The 17,546-nt window shown below is 71.4% G+C and carries 14 protein-coding genes and 2 pseudogenes; 9 read left to right on the plus strand and 7 right to left on the minus strand.

What is annotated here, in order from left to right:
- The first annotated feature begins 22 nt into the window (after positions 1-22).
- The 3 genes from ACGFNK_RS24900 (at position 23) to ACGFNK_RS24910 (ending at position 3,126) form a co-directional block, all read left to right on the plus strand.
- Positions 23-1,192, plus strand: a complete 1,170-nt coding sequence (locus ACGFNK_RS24900; RefSeq protein ID WP_393419299.1) for a sensor histidine kinase — start codon at positions 23-25, stop codon at positions 1,190-1,192.
- A 14-nt stretch (positions 1,193-1,206) separates the two neighbouring features.
- Positions 1,207-1,869, plus strand: coding sequence for a response regulator (locus ACGFNK_RS24905; RefSeq protein WP_393419301.1), 663 nt, complete (start codon positions 1,207-1,209; stop codon positions 1,867-1,869).
- A gap of 99 nt (positions 1,870-1,968) precedes the next feature.
- Positions 1,969-3,126 carry an ROK family transcriptional regulator gene (locus ACGFNK_RS24910; RefSeq protein ID WP_393419303.1) on the plus strand — a complete coding sequence of 386 codons (1,158 nt, stop codon included), beginning with the start codon at positions 1,969-1,971 and terminating at the stop codon, positions 3,124-3,126.
- Positions 3,127-3,209: 83 nt separating this feature from the next.
- Here the strand turns inward: ACGFNK_RS24910 and ACGFNK_RS24915 are convergent, their stop codons facing one another.
- Both ACGFNK_RS24915 and ACGFNK_RS24920 read right to left on the minus strand, forming a co-directional pair.
- Entirely contained in the window at positions 3,210-3,971 is a 762-nt protein-coding gene (locus tag ACGFNK_RS24915) for a GntR family transcriptional regulator (RefSeq protein ID WP_393419305.1), read from the minus strand.
- 129 nt (positions 3,972-4,100) lie between these two features.
- The gene (locus ACGFNK_RS24920) at positions 4,101-4,991 is read right to left on the minus strand and encodes an RNA polymerase sigma-70 factor (RefSeq protein WP_393419307.1); all 891 of its coding nucleotides are present in this window, start codon (positions 4,989-4,991) and stop codon (positions 4,101-4,103) included.
- A 218-nt stretch (positions 4,992-5,209) separates the two neighbouring features.
- Here ACGFNK_RS24920 and ACGFNK_RS24925 point away from each other — a divergent pair, with 218 nt between their 5' ends.
- Positions 5,210-6,085 carry an alpha/beta fold hydrolase gene (locus ACGFNK_RS24925; RefSeq protein ID WP_393419309.1) on the plus strand — a complete coding sequence of 292 codons (876 nt, stop codon included), beginning with the start codon at positions 5,210-5,212 and terminating at the stop codon, positions 6,083-6,085.
- 60 nt (positions 6,086-6,145) lie between these two features.
- Here ACGFNK_RS24925 and ACGFNK_RS24930 read toward each other — a convergent pair.
- Positions 6,146-6,979, minus strand: a pseudogene (locus ACGFNK_RS24930) (DMT family transporter); the annotation flags it as partial.
- Between the two features lie 47 nt (positions 6,980-7,026).
- Here ACGFNK_RS24930 and ACGFNK_RS24935 point away from each other — a divergent pair.
- The 3 genes from ACGFNK_RS24935 to ACGFNK_RS24945 all read left to right on the plus strand — a co-directional run bounded on the left by ACGFNK_RS24935 (position 7,027) and on the right by ACGFNK_RS24945 (position 11,651).
- On the plus strand, positions 7,027-8,499 hold the full coding sequence (locus ACGFNK_RS24935; protein WP_393419311.1) for a PLP-dependent aminotransferase family protein: 1,473 nt from the start codon (positions 7,027-7,029) through the stop codon (positions 8,497-8,499).
- A gap of 127 nt (positions 8,500-8,626) precedes the next feature.
- Positions 8,627-10,216, plus strand: a complete 1,590-nt coding sequence (locus ACGFNK_RS24940) for an alkaline phosphatase D family protein (protein WP_393419313.1) — start codon at positions 8,627-8,629, stop codon at positions 10,214-10,216.
- A 109-nt stretch (positions 10,217-10,325) separates the two neighbouring features.
- Positions 10,326-11,651, plus strand: a complete 1,326-nt coding sequence (locus ACGFNK_RS24945; protein ID WP_393419315.1) for a GNAT family N-acetyltransferase — start codon at positions 10,326-10,328, stop codon at positions 11,649-11,651.
- A gap of 6 nt (positions 11,652-11,657) precedes the next feature.
- Here ACGFNK_RS24945 and ACGFNK_RS24950 read toward each other — a convergent pair whose 3' ends face one another.
- Positions 11,658-12,902, minus strand: a complete 1,245-nt coding sequence (locus tag ACGFNK_RS24950; RefSeq protein WP_393419317.1) for a trans-sulfuration enzyme family protein — start codon at positions 12,900-12,902, stop codon at positions 11,658-11,660.
- A gap of 60 nt (positions 12,903-12,962) precedes the next feature.
- Between ACGFNK_RS24950 and ACGFNK_RS24955 the strand changes: the two genes are divergently transcribed.
- Together ACGFNK_RS24955 and ACGFNK_RS24960 are read left to right on the plus strand one after the other, a co-directional pair.
- The gene (locus ACGFNK_RS24955; protein WP_393419319.1) at positions 12,963-13,463 is read left to right on the plus strand and encodes an Lrp/AsnC family transcriptional regulator; all 501 of its coding nucleotides are present in this window, start codon (positions 12,963-12,965) and stop codon (positions 13,461-13,463) included.
- Positions 13,464-13,523: 60 nt separating this feature from the next.
- Positions 13,524-15,215, plus strand: coding sequence for a DUF885 domain-containing protein (locus ACGFNK_RS24960; protein WP_393419321.1), 1,692 nt, complete (start codon positions 13,524-13,526; stop codon positions 15,213-15,215).
- A 73-nt stretch (positions 15,216-15,288) separates the two neighbouring features.
- On the opposite strand, the gene ACGFNK_RS24965 is transcribed toward ACGFNK_RS24960, so the two are convergent.
- The 3 genes and pseudogenes from ACGFNK_RS24965 to ACGFNK_RS24975 form a co-directional block, all read right to left on the minus strand.
- The gene (locus ACGFNK_RS24965) at positions 15,289-16,152 is read right to left on the minus strand and encodes an SDR family oxidoreductase (RefSeq protein WP_393419323.1); all 864 of its coding nucleotides are present in this window, start codon (positions 16,150-16,152) and stop codon (positions 15,289-15,291) included.
- Positions 16,153-16,486: 334 nt separating this feature from the next.
- Complete coding sequence (locus ACGFNK_RS24970) at positions 16,487-17,008, minus strand: immunity 21 family protein (protein ID WP_393419325.1); 522 nt, start codon at positions 17,006-17,008, stop codon at positions 16,487-16,489.
- Positions 17,009-17,082: 74 nt separating this feature from the next.
- Positions 17,083-17,262, minus strand: a pseudogene (locus ACGFNK_RS24975) (rhodanese-like domain-containing protein); the annotation flags it as partial.
- Between the last annotated feature and the right edge of the window lie 284 nt (positions 17,263-17,546).

Below are 17,546 nucleotides of genomic sequence, written 5' to 3' on the forward strand. Positions count from 1 at the left end.
TGTCGGCTGGCACGATGACGGAATGGCCCGCTTGCTGCGCCCGTTGACCCGGGTGGTCACCTACACACGATGGCTGCATCTGTTCATGGCCGTCGTGTGGCCGACCATGTGGCTCTTCATCTTCGACAGCATGTGGGCGTGGATCACCGCGGCCGGGCTGCTCCTCTTCGCCGGGCTCGTGTCCCCGATGCGAACCGTGGAGGGCCTGCAGGCCAGGCTGCTGCTGACGGGACACCGGCACGACAGCAAGAGCATGGAGATCGTCGTCGCGCCGTCCGCCACCTGGGGCGACCGTGGGCGGACCATCGTGTGGCTGGAGGCTCGGCTGTTCCTGGGCTCTCTCGTCTCGATGCTCACCGTCCAACTGCCCATCACCTCCGTGAACCTGGCATTGACGGCACGAGGCGAGACCCCGGGGGACGGTGCGATTCTTCACATCACGGGCCACCACTGGTGGCACGCGCTGCTCGCGCCCCTGCCGCTGATCCTGCTGGCGGCAGTCGTGGTCGGCTCCGGCGAACTGATGACCGCGATCGCGCGTCGCCTCCTCGGTGCCTCCCCCGCCGAGCGGCTTGCCGCCTTGGAGGAGCGCACGGAGCAGCTCCTGGAGCGCACACGCATCGCGCGAGAGCTGCACGACTCGATCGGCCACGCGCTGACCATCGCCGTGGTGCAGGCGGGTGCGGCGCGGGCGGCGGACGACCCCGCGTTCACCGACCGGGCGCTGGACGCCATCGAGGAGACGGGCCGGGCCGCGCTGGAGGATCTGGAACGGGTGCTTGGTGTGCTGCGTGAGTCGGAGCGTCCGGTGAGCAGCCGCCCGACGCTCACGGACGCCGACCGCCTGTTGGAGTCGGCGCGCGCCTCGGGGGCGAAGGTGGACGCCGAGGTGTCGGGTCCCGTGGAGGCCGTTCCCGGACCGGTGTCCCGTGAGGGCTACCGCATCCTCCAGGAGTCGCTCACCAACGTCCTGCGCCACGCGGGCTCGGTGCCCGTCCGGGTCCGTATCGCCGTCGAGGACCGGACCCTCTCCCTGGAGGTGCGCAATCCCCTGACAGCGGAGATACCGGGGCCCGGCCGGGGCAGCGGCCTCCGGGGCATACGGGAGCGGGCCGCGCTGCTCGGCGGCCACGCGGCGACCGGTCCGGACGACGGTGACTGGCAGGTGCACGCCGAGCTGCCGCTGCGCTGATCTACGCTGGCCGGATGCCGGTCACCGTTCTGCTCGTCGACGACGAACCCCTCGTACGAGCGGGACTGCGTGCCGTGCTGTCGGCACAGCCAGACATCGAGGTGGTCGGTGAGGCCGCCGACGGCGCTGCCGTGATCCCTCTGGTGCGGCAGCTGTGTCCGGACGTCGTCGCCATGGACGTGCGTATGCCGCTCATGGACGGCATCGAGGCCACGCGCGCTGTGCTGCGGACGGTGGACCGGCCGCCGAAGATCCTCGTGGTGACGACCTTCGAGAACGACGAGTACGTGTACGAGGCGCTGCGCGCGGGCGCCGACGGTTTCCTGCTGAAGCGGGCGCGGCCGGCGGAGATCGTGCACGCGGTGCGGCTGGTCGCCGAGGGCGAGTCGCTGCTGTTCCCGGCGTCGGTGCGGCAGCTGGCCGCCGAGTACGGGGACGGCGGCGGGAATCCCGCGGCGCGGGCGACGCTGGAGCGGGCCTCGCTGACCGAGCGCGAGGCGGAGGTGCTGCGGCTGATGACCCGCGGGATGTCGAACGCGGAGATCGCCGAGCGGCTGGTGGTCGGCACCGAGACGGTGAAGTCCCATGTCAGCGCCGTACTGGCGAAGTTGGGGGCGCGGGACCGGACCCAGGCGGTGATCGCGGCGTACGAGTCGGGGTTCGTGGCGCCCGGTTGATCCGGGACTCCCGGCAGGCGGCTGGCGGCAGGCACTCGCCGGGGTCGGCCGCGGCGAGTACGATCCGCCCAACACGCGCACGAGCTGGGAGGACGTACGTTGGGGCAGCTGACCGGCGGGGATCCCTCTCTGCTGCGGAGGATCAACTCCGCGGTGGTGCTGCACGCGCTGCGGGCCACGGACTTCGCGACTCTCACCGAGATCACCCGGGTGACCGGCCTGTCCAGGCCCACCGTCGAGGGTGTCGTCGAAGGGCTCGTCGCGGGCGGCCTCGTTGTCGAGGCCGCGGCCGAGGAGGGCGCCGCGCGGCGCCAGGGGCGGCCCGCGCGGAGGTACCGGTTCCGGGCGGAGGCGGGTCATCTGCTGGGGCTTGAAATCGGTTCGCACCGGGTGGCCGCGATCCTCGCGGACCTGGACGGCCGGGCCCTGGGTACGACGGCCAAGGACGTTTCCGAGGCGGCGTCGGCGGACGAGCGGCTCGAGCGGCTGCGTACCGCTGTCGCCGAGCTGCTGCGCGAGGCGGGTGTCGCGCGCGGTTCCCTGCGGGCCGTCGGCGTGGGTACGCCCGGCATCATCGAGGCGGACGGCACCGTACGGCTGGGCGCGGCTCTGCCTGAGTGGACGGGACTGCATCTGGGCGAGCGGTTGCGTCGCTCCTTCAAGTGTCCGGTGCTGGTGGAGAACGACGCCAACGCCGCGGCGGTCGCCGAGCACTGGAAGGGGGCGGGCACGGAGTCCGACGACATGGTGTTCGTGCTGGCCGGGCTGAGTCCGGGGGCGGGGTCGTTGATCGGCGGGCGGCTGCACCGGGGGTACGGGGGTGCGGCCGGGGAGATCGGTGCACTGCATCTGCTGGGACGCGAGGCGACTCCGGAGACATTGCTGTCCACGACTGGCAAGCCGTTGCTTCCGCTTGACGAGCAGGCGGTCGCGGGGGTCTTCGCGCAGGCGCGCGAGGGTGATCAGCGGGCTCGGGCGGCCGTTGAGCGGTTCATTCAGCGGCTGGTGCACGATGTGGCGGCGCTGGTGCTGGCCCTTGACCCGGAGCTTGTCGTGATCGGGGGCTGGGCGGCGGGGATCGATGGCGTGCTGGAGCCGCTGCGCAAGGAACTGTCGCGCTACTGTCTGCGGCCGCCTCGGGTGGCACTCTCGGTCCTGGGCGAGGCGGCTGTGGTCATGGGGGCGTTGCGGCTCGCTCTCGATCATGTGGAGGAGCAGTTGTTCGCGGTGGAGGGCACGGTTACGGCACGGCGGTGAGGTGTCGGCGGGGTTGTTTCGCCCCCGCCGCCCCTGCCTCCCCAGCTACCGCTGGGAGGCCCCCCGGAGGGGCTGCAATTGCCTCAGGACGCCCGCCGCTCCGGATCGTGGTGGATCTCCACCCCGCCCGTGTCGCCGAACGTCAAGCGGCACGTGTCGGCCCGGTACGTGGCGATCGAGGCCGCCGCGGTCCGGCCCCCGGCGTAGAAGCGGGTGGTGACGACGAGGACGGGGGCGCCGGGGAGGCGGTCGAGTTCCTTGGCGTCGTCCGCGCGGGCCGAGCCGAGTTCTACGGCGCTGTCCTGGCCCTCCAGGTCCAGGCGCTGGAGTTCGCGGAGCACGGCACGCGCGCGTGCCGCTCCCGAGGGCGCGTCGATGGCCGAGAGGTCGGGAACCGACGACACCGGAACGTAGAGCAGTTCGGCGGCTACGGGCTGGCCGTGCGTCATGCGGGAGCGGCGTACCGTGTGCACCTGCTCCTCGGGGGCGGTCTCCAGGATGTCGGCCACCGCCGAGGGCGGAACCGCCACCGTGCAGTCCACGGGCTGCCACGCGTCACCGGTCCCGCCCGGCCACGCGTGCTGCTCGGAGCCCACGGCCACGCCCATGCGCGGCGGAGCCACCGTCGTGCCGACACCGCGGCGGCGCTGGAGCCGGCCTTCGAGTTCGAGCTGCTCCAGGGCCTGGCGGAGGGTGGCCCTGGCGACTCCGAACCGCGCGGCAAGATCACGTTCGTTGGGCAGGATCTCGCCCACCGAGAACTCGGAGTCCAGTGCCTCACTCAGTACGGTCCGCAGGTGCCAGTACTTGGGCTCCGGCACCGTATCCAACTGCGTGGTCCCCACCGTGTCCTCCGCAATCGCCGTGCCCCGACGGCTTTCAACGCCCTTGTTTATTAAAGGTTCTTGCACTAACTCCTGCGACCATAAGACGGCCCCCACCCTTGGTCAAGACCAATCCTGGACACATGCCGTTCAGACGTCGGCCAGCGACAGCAGCTTCTCCGGGTTGCGCACGATGTAGACGCACTGGATCCGGCCGTCGGCGACGTCCAGCTGGAACACGCTGTCGGGCTTGCCCGCGGACAGGACGAGCAGTGCGGGGCCACCGTTGAGTTCCACGATGCGGAACGACGCGTCCTGAATGCCACCGCCGTGCTTGGCGGCGCCGATGACGAAGCGGCTCACCTTGTCGGCCGACTCGATCGCGCGCACCGGCGCCTTGGCCCGGCCACCGCTGTCGCCGACCAGGCGTACGTCCGGGGCCAGCAGGGTCAGCAGCCCTTCCAGGTCGCCCTCGGTGGCCGCGGCGATGAACCGTTCGGTGAGTTCGCGTTGCAGCGCGGGGTCGACCTCGTAGCGCGTGCGCCTCTCGTCGACGTGCTTGCGGGCCCGCCCGGCGAGCTGGCGCACCGCGGGCTCGCTGCGGTCGAGGGTGGTGGCGATGTCGGCGTACGGAAATCCGAAGGCCTCGCGGAGGACGAACACCGCGCGTTCCAGGGGTGACAGGGACTCCAGGACGACGAGGACGGCGAGCGAGACGGAGTCGGCGAGCACGGCCCGCTCCGCCGCGTCCGGGACGGTGTCGGCGAAGTCGGTGGCGTACGGCTCGGGCAGCCATGGTCCTACGTAGGCCTCGTTGCGCGACTGGATCTGGCGCAGCCGGTCGATGGCGAGTCGGGTGGTGATGCGTACGAGGTAGGCGCGCGGTTCGCGCACCTCGGCGTGGTCGGCGCCGGACCAGCGCAGCCACGCCTCCTGGACGACGTCCTCCGCGTCGGCCATCCGGCCGAGCATGCGGTAGGCGACGCCCATCAGGACGGGGCGGTGCTCTTCAAAGACCTCGATCGCGGTGTCGGTAGCCACGGCACCATCCCATCCGACGACTCGGAACGTGTCCAGGCGACGCGGAAGCCAACCCGGGCACACGCCGGACACGTTGAGCGGCATATGGCCGGGCCGGCAGGTTGGCGTCGCCTGGGCACTACCGGCAGGTAGCAGTTGCTGACAAACTGTCTAGGAGCAGGTCGTGTGCGCACCAGCCCTGCCCGCGTCCGCCCTGTCCCCAGACGAGGAGCAGTTCCATGTCCGCCCCGGTCAGTCGCCCCGTCCCTTCCTCGTTCTCGCCAGGCCCGCAGTCCGTGACCTTCTCCGTCCCCTCTCCGCTCGGCCCGCTGCCCGTGACCCTCGCGTACACGCGCGTGGGCAGTGGCGAGCCGCTTCTGCTGCTGCACGGGATCGGACACCACCGGCAGGCCTGGGACCCGGTCATCGACATCCTGGCCGTCGAGCGCGATGTGATCGCGGTGGATCTTCCCGGCTTCGGCGAGTCCTCCCCACTGGCCGAAGGGCTCGCCCACGATCTGCCGACGATGAACGCCGCGCTCGGCGCGCTGTGCCAGGCGCTGGAGATCGAGCGGCCGCATGTGGCGGGCAACTCGCTGGGCGGGCTGCTGGCCCTGGAGCTGGGCCGCGAGCAGCTCGTCCGGTCCGTGACGGCGCTGTCGCCCGCGGGCTTCTGGTCGCCGGTCGAGCGGCGGTACGCCTTCGGGGTCCTGCAGGCGATGCGGCAGACCGCGATCCGTATGCCATTGCCGGTGGTGGAGCGGCTGTCGCGTACGGCGGCCGGGCGTACCGTGCTGACCAGCACCATCTACGCCCGCCCCGGCCTGCGTTCACCCGAGGCGGTCGTCGCCGAGACGCTCGCGCTGGCCCATGCCGCGGGATTCGCCGAGACGCTCCGGGCCGGCATCGCCGTCCAGTTCACCGACGACGTCCCCGGGCTGCCCGTCACGGTGGCGTGGGGCACCCGCGACCGGCTGCTCATGCGGCGCCAGGGGGTCCGCGCCAAGTACGTCATCCCGCGTGCCCGGCTGGTGCGGCTGCCCGGATGCGGGCACGTCCCGATGAACGACGACCCGGCGCTCGTCGCCCGCGTCATACTCGACGGCAGCCGCTGAGACGGCAGCCGCCGGCCTCCGCGCCCGACGCCTCAACGCCCCCGATCCCACGGCGACTCCGGCACCCACCAGGGCACTGCCCACAGCCTGGGCCGGACCGTAGGAGCCCGTGCCGACGAGCGGTGCGGTGAAGGCGGCGGCGACGGGGATGAGGCCGGAGAAGAGGGTGGCGCGCTCCGCGCCGATGCGCTGCATGCCCATGTACCAGCAGACGAACCCGATGACCGTGACGATCACCGCCTGCCACAGCAGCGCGGCGAGTTCGGTGGTGTCGGGCGTACGCAGCCACGCGCGGCCTTCGACGATCAGTCCGGCCAGCGCCGACTGGACCGCCGCGAGACCGCACACAGTGGCGGCCAGCAGCCGTGGCCCGAGCGGTCGCAGCACGGGCGCGGCGAGGACCGCGAAGCCGACCTCTCCGACGAGCGCGCACACGGAGAAGGCGATGCCGGCGCCGTCGGTGTGTCCCCAGCCCTGGACGGTGAAGGCGCCCACGGCCACGAGCAACGCACCGTACAGGACGGGGCGTTGGGGCCGACGGCCGTCCAGGAGGGGCATGAGTACGGCCACCACCACCGGGGCGCAGCCCACGAAGACTCCCGGGACCGCCGGTTCCGCGGTGCGTTCGGCGGCGAGCACGGCGAGGTTGAAGCCGACCATGCCGACGGCCGCGACCAGTGCCAGCCGTATCCACTGCCGTGCGGTCAGCCCGCGCAGGGGCGCCGTGCCGCCGCGGCCGACCAAGGCCAGGAGCAGCAGGCAGGCGAGCCCGTAGCGCAGGAACTGGCCGCCTGCGTACGGGTATTCGCCGAGGACGCTGTTGGCGGTGAAGGAGCCTCCGACGAGGAGGCCGGCCAGGGCGGCGAGCAGGGAGCCGCGGGTGGTGGCGTTCATGGAGGCGACGCTATGGACCCCACCGGACCGGTTTAAGGTCCACTTTCATGACGCCATCGGGGACCAATGCGGATCGTCCTCCGGGTACGCCGGGACCAGCTTCGGGCACGTCCGGATCGGCCTGGGCTGCCGCCTGGGAGCTGCTTCTGCCGGCCGCCTCGGCACCGGCACGCGCGCGCGGGCGCTCCTTGCAGGCCGCGTTGCGGGAAGCGGTCCGTTCGGGGCGGCTCGCGCCCGGCACCCGGCTGCCGTCCAGCCGCGAACTCGCCTCCGATCTCGGGGTGTCCCGTGGGCTGGTCACCGAGGCGTACGAGCAGTTGACCGCGGAGGGCTATCTGCGCAGCGACCGGGGAGCCGGAACGTGGGTGGGCGGTGCCGTCCGGGCCGCCCACCCCCGCGCGCGTGATCTCGCGCCCCGCTCCCCCGGTGCCCGCGTCGACTTCCTGCCCGGCACCCCGGATCTGTCGCTCTTCCCGCGCGCGGCCTGGGCAGCCGCTCAGCGCGGGGTGCTGGCCGAACTGCCGCACCACGCGCTGGGTTACCCCGATCCGCGCGGGCTGCCCCGGCTGCGTACGGCCCTCGCGGAGCTGCTGGCCCGGCGCCGGGGCGTGGTCGCGGACCCGGAGAGGGTGCTGGTCGTCTCTGGCGTGGCGCAGGCGACGACGCTGCTCGGATTCGTGCTGCACGCGCGCGGGGTGCGTGCCGTCGGCGTCGAGGACCCCGGAACCCCCGAGCACGGCGCGCTGTACACCTCGGCCGGCGTCCGCACCGTACCGCTGCCGCTGGACGACGAGGGGCTGGCCCTCGGGCCGCTGCGGGAGTCGGGCGTACGGGTGGTGGTGACGACGCCCGCGCACCAGTTCCCCTCGGGAATCGCGTACTCCGCGCGGCGCCGGGCCGAACTCCTCGACTGGGCGCACTCCGTGGACGGGCTCGTCGTCGAGGACGACTACGACGGGGACTTCCGCTACGACCGGGCGCCGGTCGGTGCCCTTCAGGGGCTCGATCCGGAGCACGTCGCGTACACGGGGTCCGTCAGCAAGTCGCTGGCGCCGGGGCTGCGGCTCGGCTGGCTGCTGGTGCCGGCGTCGCTGGCCGAGGAGGTCGTCGAGCGCAAGCGCACCATGGATCTCGGCAATCCGGTCGTCGACCAGGCGCTCCTCGCCCGCTTCATGGAACGCGGCGACTACGACCGGCAACTGCGGCGCTGCCAACGCGCTTACAAGGAACGGCGCGACGTCCTTGTGAGTGCACTGGAGGAGCACTTTCCCGGCACGCGGGTGTCCGGGATCGCGGCCGGGCTGCACGCGATCGCCACGCTGCCCCTCCGGCACGGGCCGCCGTCACACTTCCTGGCACGGGCAGCCGCGGCCGGCGTCGCGGTACGCCCTCTGACCGATTACGCGCAGACGCCGGCCGGAGAGCAGGGGGTGGTGCGGCTGGTGTTGGGGTACGCGCATGTGCCTCCGGCGCGTATCAGGGAGGGGGTGCGGCTGATGGCTGAGGCCGTCGGCGCTTAGTGGACGCTTCTTCGCCCCGGTTCCCAAGTGGCTGCGGCAGTTGTTCACTTGTGGTTCAGATGCGCGCTGTGGTGCACCCGTAGTTGTGGCCCTGCACAGTGGTCCAACCCGTCCCAGGAGGCGTTCCATGTCAGACAGCCCGTCGAGCCCACTCCCCGCGCGCCGCAGCGTTCTCCGGGGTTCGCTCGCCGCGTCGGCGGCGCTCGCCGTGCCGGCCACCGTCGGTACAGCGCCGGCCTTCCCCCTGTCGGGGCGGCCGAAGGCCGCGTGGGGTGTGCAGAGCGGCGACGTGAGCGCGCACTCCGGCCTGCTGTGGGTGCGTTCGGACCGGCCGGCGTGGATGGTCGTGGAGACTTCGGCGACCGAGTCGTTCCGTAAAGCGAACCGATGGCACGGCCCGCTCCTGGGCCCCGGCACGGACTTCACCGGCACCACCCGGCTGCGCGGACTGCCTGCCGGCGAGCAGATCCACTACCGCGTCCTGCTCGCCGACCCGGATGACCCGCGCCGCACCGGCGAGCCGGTGACCGGCACCTTCCGTACGGCGTCCCTGGGTCGGCGCGACGATGTGCGCTTCGTGTGGTCCGGCGACCTGGCGGGCCAGGGCTGGGGCATCAACCCGGACTTCGGCGGCTACACGATCTTCAAGGCGATGGCCGGGCTCGACCCGGACTTCTTCCTCCACAGCGGCGACACCATATACGCCGACGGACCGATATCCGCGACCGTGCCCCTGCCCGACGGCAGCACCTGGCGGAACATCACCACCGAGGAGAAGTCCAAGGTCGCCGAGACCCTGGCCGAGTTCCGCGGCAACTTCCGCTACAACCTGCTGGACGAGCACCTCAAGGCGTTCAACGCGCAGGTGCCGTCGATCGTCCAGTGGGACGATCACGAGGTCACCAACAACTGGTATCCGGGCGAGACCCTCACCGACACCCGGTACACGGAGAAGAACGTCGACGTGCTGGCGTCCCGGGCGCGGCAGGCGTTCGGCGAGTACTTCCCGATCTCGACCCTGCGGCCTGGCGCCGAGGAAGGCCGAGTGCACCGGGTGCTGCGCCACGGTCCGCTGCTGGACGTGTTCGTGCTGGACATGCGGACGTACCGCAACGCCAACTCCCCCGATACGCAGACCACCGACCCGCAGGGCATCCTCGGCGCCGAGCAACTGGAGTGGCTCAAGCGGGAGCTGTCGCGGTCGCGCGCGGTGTGGAAGGTGATCGCCTCCGACATGCCGCTCGGCCTGGTCGTACCGGACACCGGGGACGGCAAGCCGAACATCGAGGCCGTGGCCCAGGGCGACCCGGGCGCGCCGCTCGGACGCGAGCTGCAGATCGCCGAGCTGCTGCGGTTCATCAAGCACCGGCGGATCACGGGCACGGTGTGGCTGACGGCGGACGTGCACTACACATCGGCCCAGCACTACCAGCCGTCGCGGGCCGCGTTCACCGACTTCGAGCCGTTCTGGGAGTTCGTCTCCGGCCCGCTGAACGCGGGTGCCTTTCCGGCGAACGCCCTGGACAACACGTTCGGTCCGGAGCGGGTGTTTGTGAAGGCGCCCACTGTCGCGAATGTCTCGCCCGCCGGTGGTTACCAGTTCTTCGGCGAGGTCGACATCGACGGCGGCAGCGGAGAGCTGACGGTTCGACTGCGTGAGCAGGACGGGACCGTGCTGTACACGAAGGTGCTCCAGCCGGGCCAGGTCGGGCAGTAAGCCATCAAATATAGTTCTAAATAGGACAGAGAGTGTCTTAATCGCTCAGTCACAAAGCGTTCGTGATCACGCAACACCCTTCCTGCACAGTGGTTGCATGACTCCAGATATGACTGACGCAGTACATACCAGGAACGACCGTCCGGAACAGCACGGGAGCCGCGGACTCGTGGCGCGGTTCCGCAGCTGGTGGGAACGACGCACCCACGATCACGCCCCTCCGAAGGGTCATACCGGCGCCCGGCCGCCCGCCGACGTGCGGGAGGCCGGGCCCCCCGAGGCGGCCCCTGCCCTGCCGGAGGCCGTCAGCGCGGAGGCCGTCCTCTGGCGGATGCGGACCACCGTGCGGGACGAGCCGGGCTCGCTGGCAGCGCTGTGCACAGCACTCGCGGGCCGGCGGGTCGACATCCTGAGCCTGCAGACGCATCCCCTTGCCGAGGGCACGGTTGACGAGTTCCTGTTGCGGGCCCCCGCGGAAGTGGACGCGAACGCGGTCACCCGCGCGGTCGCGCAGGCCGGCGGTTCCGGTACCTGGATCGAGCGCGCCGACGCGCACGACCTGGTGGACGCGCCCACACGCATCCTGGGCCTGGCGACGCGCACGGCGCTGGACTCGGCCGAGCTGCCGCTGGCCTTGCGGCAGTTGCTGGGCCGGTGCAGCATCCGGTCGCTGCCCGCCGGGGCCGTGGGCGTGGACGGCACGGACATGGAGGTGCCCGTCGAGGGGGCTCTGGCTCATGCCGAAGGGGCGCCCGAGAACACCCTGATGCGGCTGCGCGCCCCCGAAGGCGGAGTGATCACCGTGGAGCGGCCGTATCTTCCGTTCACGCCCACCGAGTTCGCGCGGGCCCGCGCGCTGGTCGAGCTGGACGCCCAGCTCGGTCCGCGCCTGCCGCGCCGGCAGGACGTACTGACGCTGCCTCAGGGCAACGCCATCACCGTGCGCCGCGCCGGCCCCCATGACATCGATGCCGCGAAGGCCATGCACGAGCGGTGCTCGCCGCGCACGCTCAGCCTGCGGTACCACGGGCCGATCGGAGACGCAGACCGCTACCTCAACCACCTCCTCAGCCCCCGCTTCGGGCGGACGCTCGCCGTGGAGACCGCCTCGGGTCGCCTGGTCGGGCTCGGCCATCTCCTCTGGGACGGCGACGAGACGGAGGTCGCGCTGCTCGTCGAGGACGGGTGGCAGCGGCGCGGCATCGGCAGCGAGTTGCTCGGCCGCCTGGTGACCATGGCCGTCGAGGCCGGCTGCGACAGCGTGTACGCCGTCACGCAGTCGTCGAACACGGGCATGGTGGCCGCGATGCGGGGCCTCGGCCTTCCCCTCGACTACCAGATCGAGGAGGGCACGCTGGTCATCACGGCGCGGCTGGACGTGACTCCGGTGAGTTCACGACTGCCGTACGACCATGAGCAGCCCGTAGGGGACTAGCCCGGACTAACCCTCGGTGGACACCGAACGGTTCGGCCGGCCCGACGCAGCGCGCCGGGCCGGCCCACTCCCCCGCCCCCGCCCCATCGCCCGCTCCAAGTCGCGCCACAGATCCTCCACGTCCTCCAGCCCCACCGAAAGCCGCAGCAACCGGTCGCTCACCCCAGACATGCGGCGGTCCTCCGCGTCGACGATGCGGTGGCTGATCGAGGCGGGGTGCTGGATGAGTGTGTCGACGCTGCCGAGGCTGACCGCGGGGGTGATGAGGCGGACCCCGGCGATGACTTGGTGGGGGTCGCCGGAGACCTCGAAGGCGATCATGGCGCCGCCGAGCCGGGGATAGTGGACGCGGGTGACGCGCGGGTCGGCGGCGAGGCGGCGGGCCAGTTCCGCGGCGTTCGCGGACGCCGCACGGACGCGTACGGGCAGTGTGGCCAGGCCGCGGAGCAGCAGGTAACCGGCGAGCGGGTGCAGCACACCGCCGGTGGCGAACCGGACCTGGCGCAGGCGACGGGCGAACTCCTCGTCGCAGGCCACCACCCCGGCCATCACGTCACCGTGTCCGCCCAGGTACTTGGTGGCGCTGTGCAGCACGAGTCGCGCCCCCTGTCCGGCGGGCCGCTGGAGCACCGGCGTGGCGAAGGTGTTGTCCGCGAGCAACGGCACGGTCCCGCAGGCGTGCGCGATCGCCCGCAGATCGAGTTCCGCGAGCGTCGGGTTGGCCGGCGACTCGACCATCACCAGACCCGTGTCCGGCCGCAGCGCGTCCGCGATACCGGCCGGGTCGACCCAGGTCACCTCGGTGCCGAGCAGCCCGGCCGTCAGCAGGTGGTCGCTACACCCGTAGAGGGGACGTACGGCCACGACATGCCGCAGGCCCATCGCGTTCCGTACGAGCAGTACGGCACTCAACGCGGCCATGCCGCTCGCGAACGCCACCGCGCTGTCGGTGCCTTCCAGCCGGGCAAGGGCCGTCTCGAACCGGGCGACGGTCGGATTGCCGAGCCGGCCGTAGACCGGCGGTCCCTCCAGGATGGCGCCGTTCGCGGCGAAGGCGTCGATCCGGGCGGCCTCGGCGCGACTGTCGTACGACGGATAGGTCGTCGACAGGTCGATCGGCGGGGCGTGCAGCCCCTGCCGGGCGAGGTCGTCCCGCCCGGCGTGCACGGCCTCGGTGGCCAGGGCCCGCACATCGTCCATCACGTCCGTTGCGTCAGCCATCACGTCGTACGCGTCGTCAGATACGTCCATGACCAGCAGCCTGAACAGTGGCCGGAGTACGGGCGCAAAATCCCGTGCTACGTTCGGGCGATGGCCGAATCCGTCGTACTCGATCCGGTGGACCTCCATCTTCTGCGGCTGTTGCAGAACGACGCACGGGCCACCTATCGCGACCTCGCCGCGCAGATCGGCGTCGCACCCTCGACCTGCCTGGACCGGGTGACGCGGCTGCGCCGGGCGGGCGTCATCCTCGGCCATCAGCTGCGGCTCGACCCGGCCAAGCTGGGGCGGGGCCTTGAGGCGCTGCTGTCCGTGCAGGTCAGGCCGCATCGGCGGGAGCTGGTGGGGCCGTTCGTGGAGCGGATCCGGGCGCTGCCGGAGTCCCGTACCGTCTTCCATCTCACGGGCCCCGACGACTATCTCGTCCATGTCGCGGTGGCGGACATGGCGGATCTGCAGCGGCTGGTCCTCGACGAGTTCACCTCGCGGCGCGAAGTGGCCCGTGTCGAGACGCGGTTGATCTTCCAGCAATGGGAGTGCGGACCACTGCTGCCGCCCGCCCCGCGCACGACCGGCGTGGAACCGGGCTGACGCGCACGGCTCCCGTATATCCGGCTGACGCGCATGGTCTCCCCGTATGAGGATGTCCGCATGTCAGAGACGAAGAGCCCGCTGCCCCGCGAGGTCGCCGACGCATACGTCGACGACCTCATCGCCCTCGACCCGGTCACCGGTACGTATCTCGGCGTGAAGGAGAGTTCCAGCAGGTTGCCCGACACCTCGCCCGCCGGTCAGGAGGCGCTCGCCGAGCTGGCGCGGGCGACGCTCGCGAGGCTCGACGAGGCGGAGCGGCAGCCGGGTGCGGACAGCGACATCGAGCGCCGCTGCGGACGTCTGCTGCGCGAGCGGCTGACCGCCGAACTCGCCGTGCACGAGTCCGACGAGGGGCTGCGGTCTGTCGGCAACCTGGCCACGGTCGCGCACTCGGTGCGCGAGGTGTTCACCGTGACTCCGGCCCAGACGGACGAGGACTGGGCCGCGATCGCCCAGCGGCTGCGCGCGGTGCCCACCGCGCTGGCCGGATACCGCGAATCCCTCGCCCTCGGCCTGGAGCGCAAGCTGTACGCCGGCCCCCGCCCCACCGCGACCTTCATCGGCCAGCTCACCGAGTGGTCGGACACGGACGGTTCGGGCCGCGGCTGGTTCGAGGACTTCGCGTCGGCAGGTCCCGACTCCCTGCGTACGGAACTGGACGAGGCCGCCCGCTCGGCGACCGCGGCCGTCGTCGAACTGCGCGACTGGATGCGCGAGGTGTACGCGCCCACGATCGAGGGCTCGCCGAACACCGTGGGCCGCGAGCGGTACGCGCGCTGGTCCCGCTACTTCAACGGTACGGATCTGGACCTCGACGAGGCGTACGCATACGGCTGGTCCGAGTACCACCGCCTGCTCGCCGAGATGAAGACCGAGGCCGAGAAGGTGCTGCCCGGCGCCGAGACACCGTGGGTGGCGCTCGCGCACCTCGATGAGCACGGCCGGCACATCGAGGGCGTCGACGAGGTCCGTGAGTGGCTGCAGGGCCTGATGGACCAGGCGATCGAGGCGCTCGACGGCACGCACTTCGAACTCGCCGAGCGGGTACGGAAGGTGGAGTCCCGCATCGCCCCACCGGGCAGCGCGGCGGCCCCGTACTACACGCCACCGTCCGAGGACTTCTCACGCCCCGGCTGTACGTGGCTGCCGACGATGGGGCAGACCCGCTTCCCGGTGTACGACCTGGTGTCGACCTGGTACCACGAGGGCGTCCCCGGCCATCACCTCCAGCTGGCGCAGTGGGTGCACGTGGCCGGGAACCTCTCCCGCTACCAGGCCACCGTGGGCGGCGTGAGCGCCAACTGCGAGGGCTGGGCGCTGTACGCGGAGCGGCTCATGGACGAGCTCGGCTTCCTCACCGACGCCGAGCAGCGGCTCGGCTATCTGGACGCCCAGATGATGCGCGCGGCCCGCGTCATCGTCGACATCGGCATGCACCTGGAGCTGGAGATTCCGGCGGACTCGCCCTTCCACGCGGGCGAACGCTGGACGCCCGAGCTGGCCCAGGAGTTCTTCGGCGCGCACAGCAGCCGCCCCGCGGACTTCGTGGAGAGCGAGCTCACCCGCTATCTCTGCATCCCCGGCCAGGCCATCGGCTACAAACTCGGCGAACGTGCCTGGCTGTTGGGCCGCGAGAACGCACGCCGCCGCCATGGCGACGCCTTCGACGCCAAGGCCTGGCACATGGCGGCGCTGTCGCAGGGGTCGCTGGGCTTGGACGACCTGGTGGACGAGCTCTCCCAGCTCTGACGGCCGGTGGGCGCGTACGTGCTGCCGAGGTCTTCCCTCGGCAGCACGTACGCAGGTCGGCGTCAGGCAGGCATCACATGGGACGAGCCTCCCACTGCCGGAACCCGCCCACCGAGTCGACGACCTGTCCGGTGATCCACTCGGCCTCGTCCGTGGCGAGCCAGGAGATGAGGCGGGCGGGATCGTCGGGCATGCCCCAGCGGCCGGCCGGGAACATCGCGGCGATGGCCGCGTAGTCGTCGCCGGTCATGTAGTCCGTGTCCACGGGGCCGGGGTTAACGGCGTTCACGGTGACGGCGAGGTCGGCGAGAGCGGTTGACAGGGTGCGGGTGATCGAGGCGAGGGCGCCCTTCTGGAGGGCGTACGCGATCTCGCCCGGCATGCCGCCCGCGATGTCCTGCCCGGAGGTCATCATCACCACGCGCCCGCCCGGGGTGCGCGGCGGGAGAGCGGCCCGCATCCGGGCGTAGGCCTGGATGAGCAGCAGCACCGAGCGGGTGTCGACCGCCCAGTGGGCGTCGAGCATCGCGGTGTCGATCTCGTCGAGGGTGCCGTCGTAGCCGCTCAGCGCGTGGTTGGCGACGAGGATGTCGATACGTCCGCCGAGCGCGTCCGCGGCCCGTGCGACCAGTTCGGCGGGCACGGCCGGGTCGGACAGGTCGCCCGGACCGTCGACCACCCGCGCCTCCGGGTCCCCGAGCGCCTCGCGCACGCCCTCGGCCACCGCCTCGGGACGGTCGGCGCCCCAGGGCATGGTGGCGTCGTGCGGCACATGGTGGTGCAGATACAGACTCGCTCCGTACGCGGCGAGCCGCCGGGCCACGGCGTAGCCGATGCCTCCGCGTCTGCTGGCGCCGGTGACGAGGGCGGTACGGCCGCGCAGCGGCAAGGGGTCGCGGCGCAGCGATTCGGCGGTGGGGTGCGGGAGTTGGGGCATGGCGGACCATGATGGTTGGGGGAGCGCCTGGCCCGCACATGATTATTCCGCGGCCGGCCGCGGACACGGCCCGCACCCCCAACTACCCGCAGCCTCCCACCGGCGGGAGGGGACGTGGGCCGGTGCGTTGTATGCCCGTCGCGTAGGTTCTGTCTCGGCCCACCCGCGCCCTGTGGAAGCGGAAGAGCCGTATGCCCTGTTGGCGACGGGCTGACGCACCGGCCCACGGCCCCGCACCCACAACCACCGAGGGGCGCGGGGCTGTGACATCAGCGGCTCCGCCGCGGGGCGCGAGCAACCACAACGCACCCGCACCCAAAACGAACCCCACCGCTCAACCCAGCGGAGCGACCTGCCGCAGTTGGACCAGCCCCAGCCATGTCTCGGGCCCGGGCTCCGCATACGCCGCCCGGACCGTGTACCGCCCGGCTTCCAGTGCGATCCGCAGATGCCCCGCCTTCTCGGCGTCGTTACCGGGCCACGCCGCGTCGAACAGGACCACGGCTCCCGGGATGTCCCAGTGGACCTCCCGCTGCCACACCGCCGCGTCGAGCGCCGCCGGAACACCGGCCAGCAACTGCCTCTCCGACTCCGCGGCGCACCACCGTACGAAGGTGCCGTGCTCGGGCAGATAGGCGGTCGAGGCGGGATCGTCGCCGAGGACGAGGGCCGTGGTGTTGCCGACCGGAAGCAGACCGATGTAGCCGTCCACGTCACAGGCCCGGTCGTAGTCGGACGCCAACTCGACGCCGTCCGCCCCCGTCCAGAACGGCAGCACCACCTCCGGGATCGCTATGAGGGGCCCACCGCCGGACTCCACCCACTCGACCGCACCTTGATCCACGTGACTCACCATGCGGGAGAAGCTACACGCACCGGGTGACACGGAAATGGCGGTGTCACCCATGAGTCCCATACGCCGCAGAGCGTTCAGCAGCCACAGTCCGCCGCGTCGGCCGGTGCGGTCAACACGTCGGGCTTACGCCGCTCGTGCCCCTCCCAGGTCTCGAACTCGAAGCCCTCGCACACCCAGTACTCGAAGCCGCCGAGCATCTCCTTGACCTGGAAGCCGAGTTGGGCGAGGGCGAGGGCGGCGCGGGATGCGTTATGAACAGCTCGCATGTCTCTGATCCCCTCCTGTCTCACCAACATCCAGGTGGGGCACCAGTTTGATCAACTGCGTACTGAGCGGGCAAGTGTCTCAGTGATAGCCGGGGACCGTTGCTCGTTCGTGACCTTCTCGCCTGACCCGCGATGCTTCTCTCGGGGCGGGATTGGTCGGATGCGACAGAGCCGCCGACCGCTGCTCTCGTCGACCTCGGCAGGGGTTCGTTGCACATGCTTTCGCCGTGACTCGTTGTCCGTCTCCTGACTCCCTGCTTTCTTCTTCTGTA

This window comes from Streptomyces sp. NPDC048825, from assembly GCF_043198355.1.
Lineage (GTDB): Bacteria > Actinomycetota > Actinomycetes > Streptomycetales > Streptomycetaceae > Streptomyces > Streptomyces xiangluensis.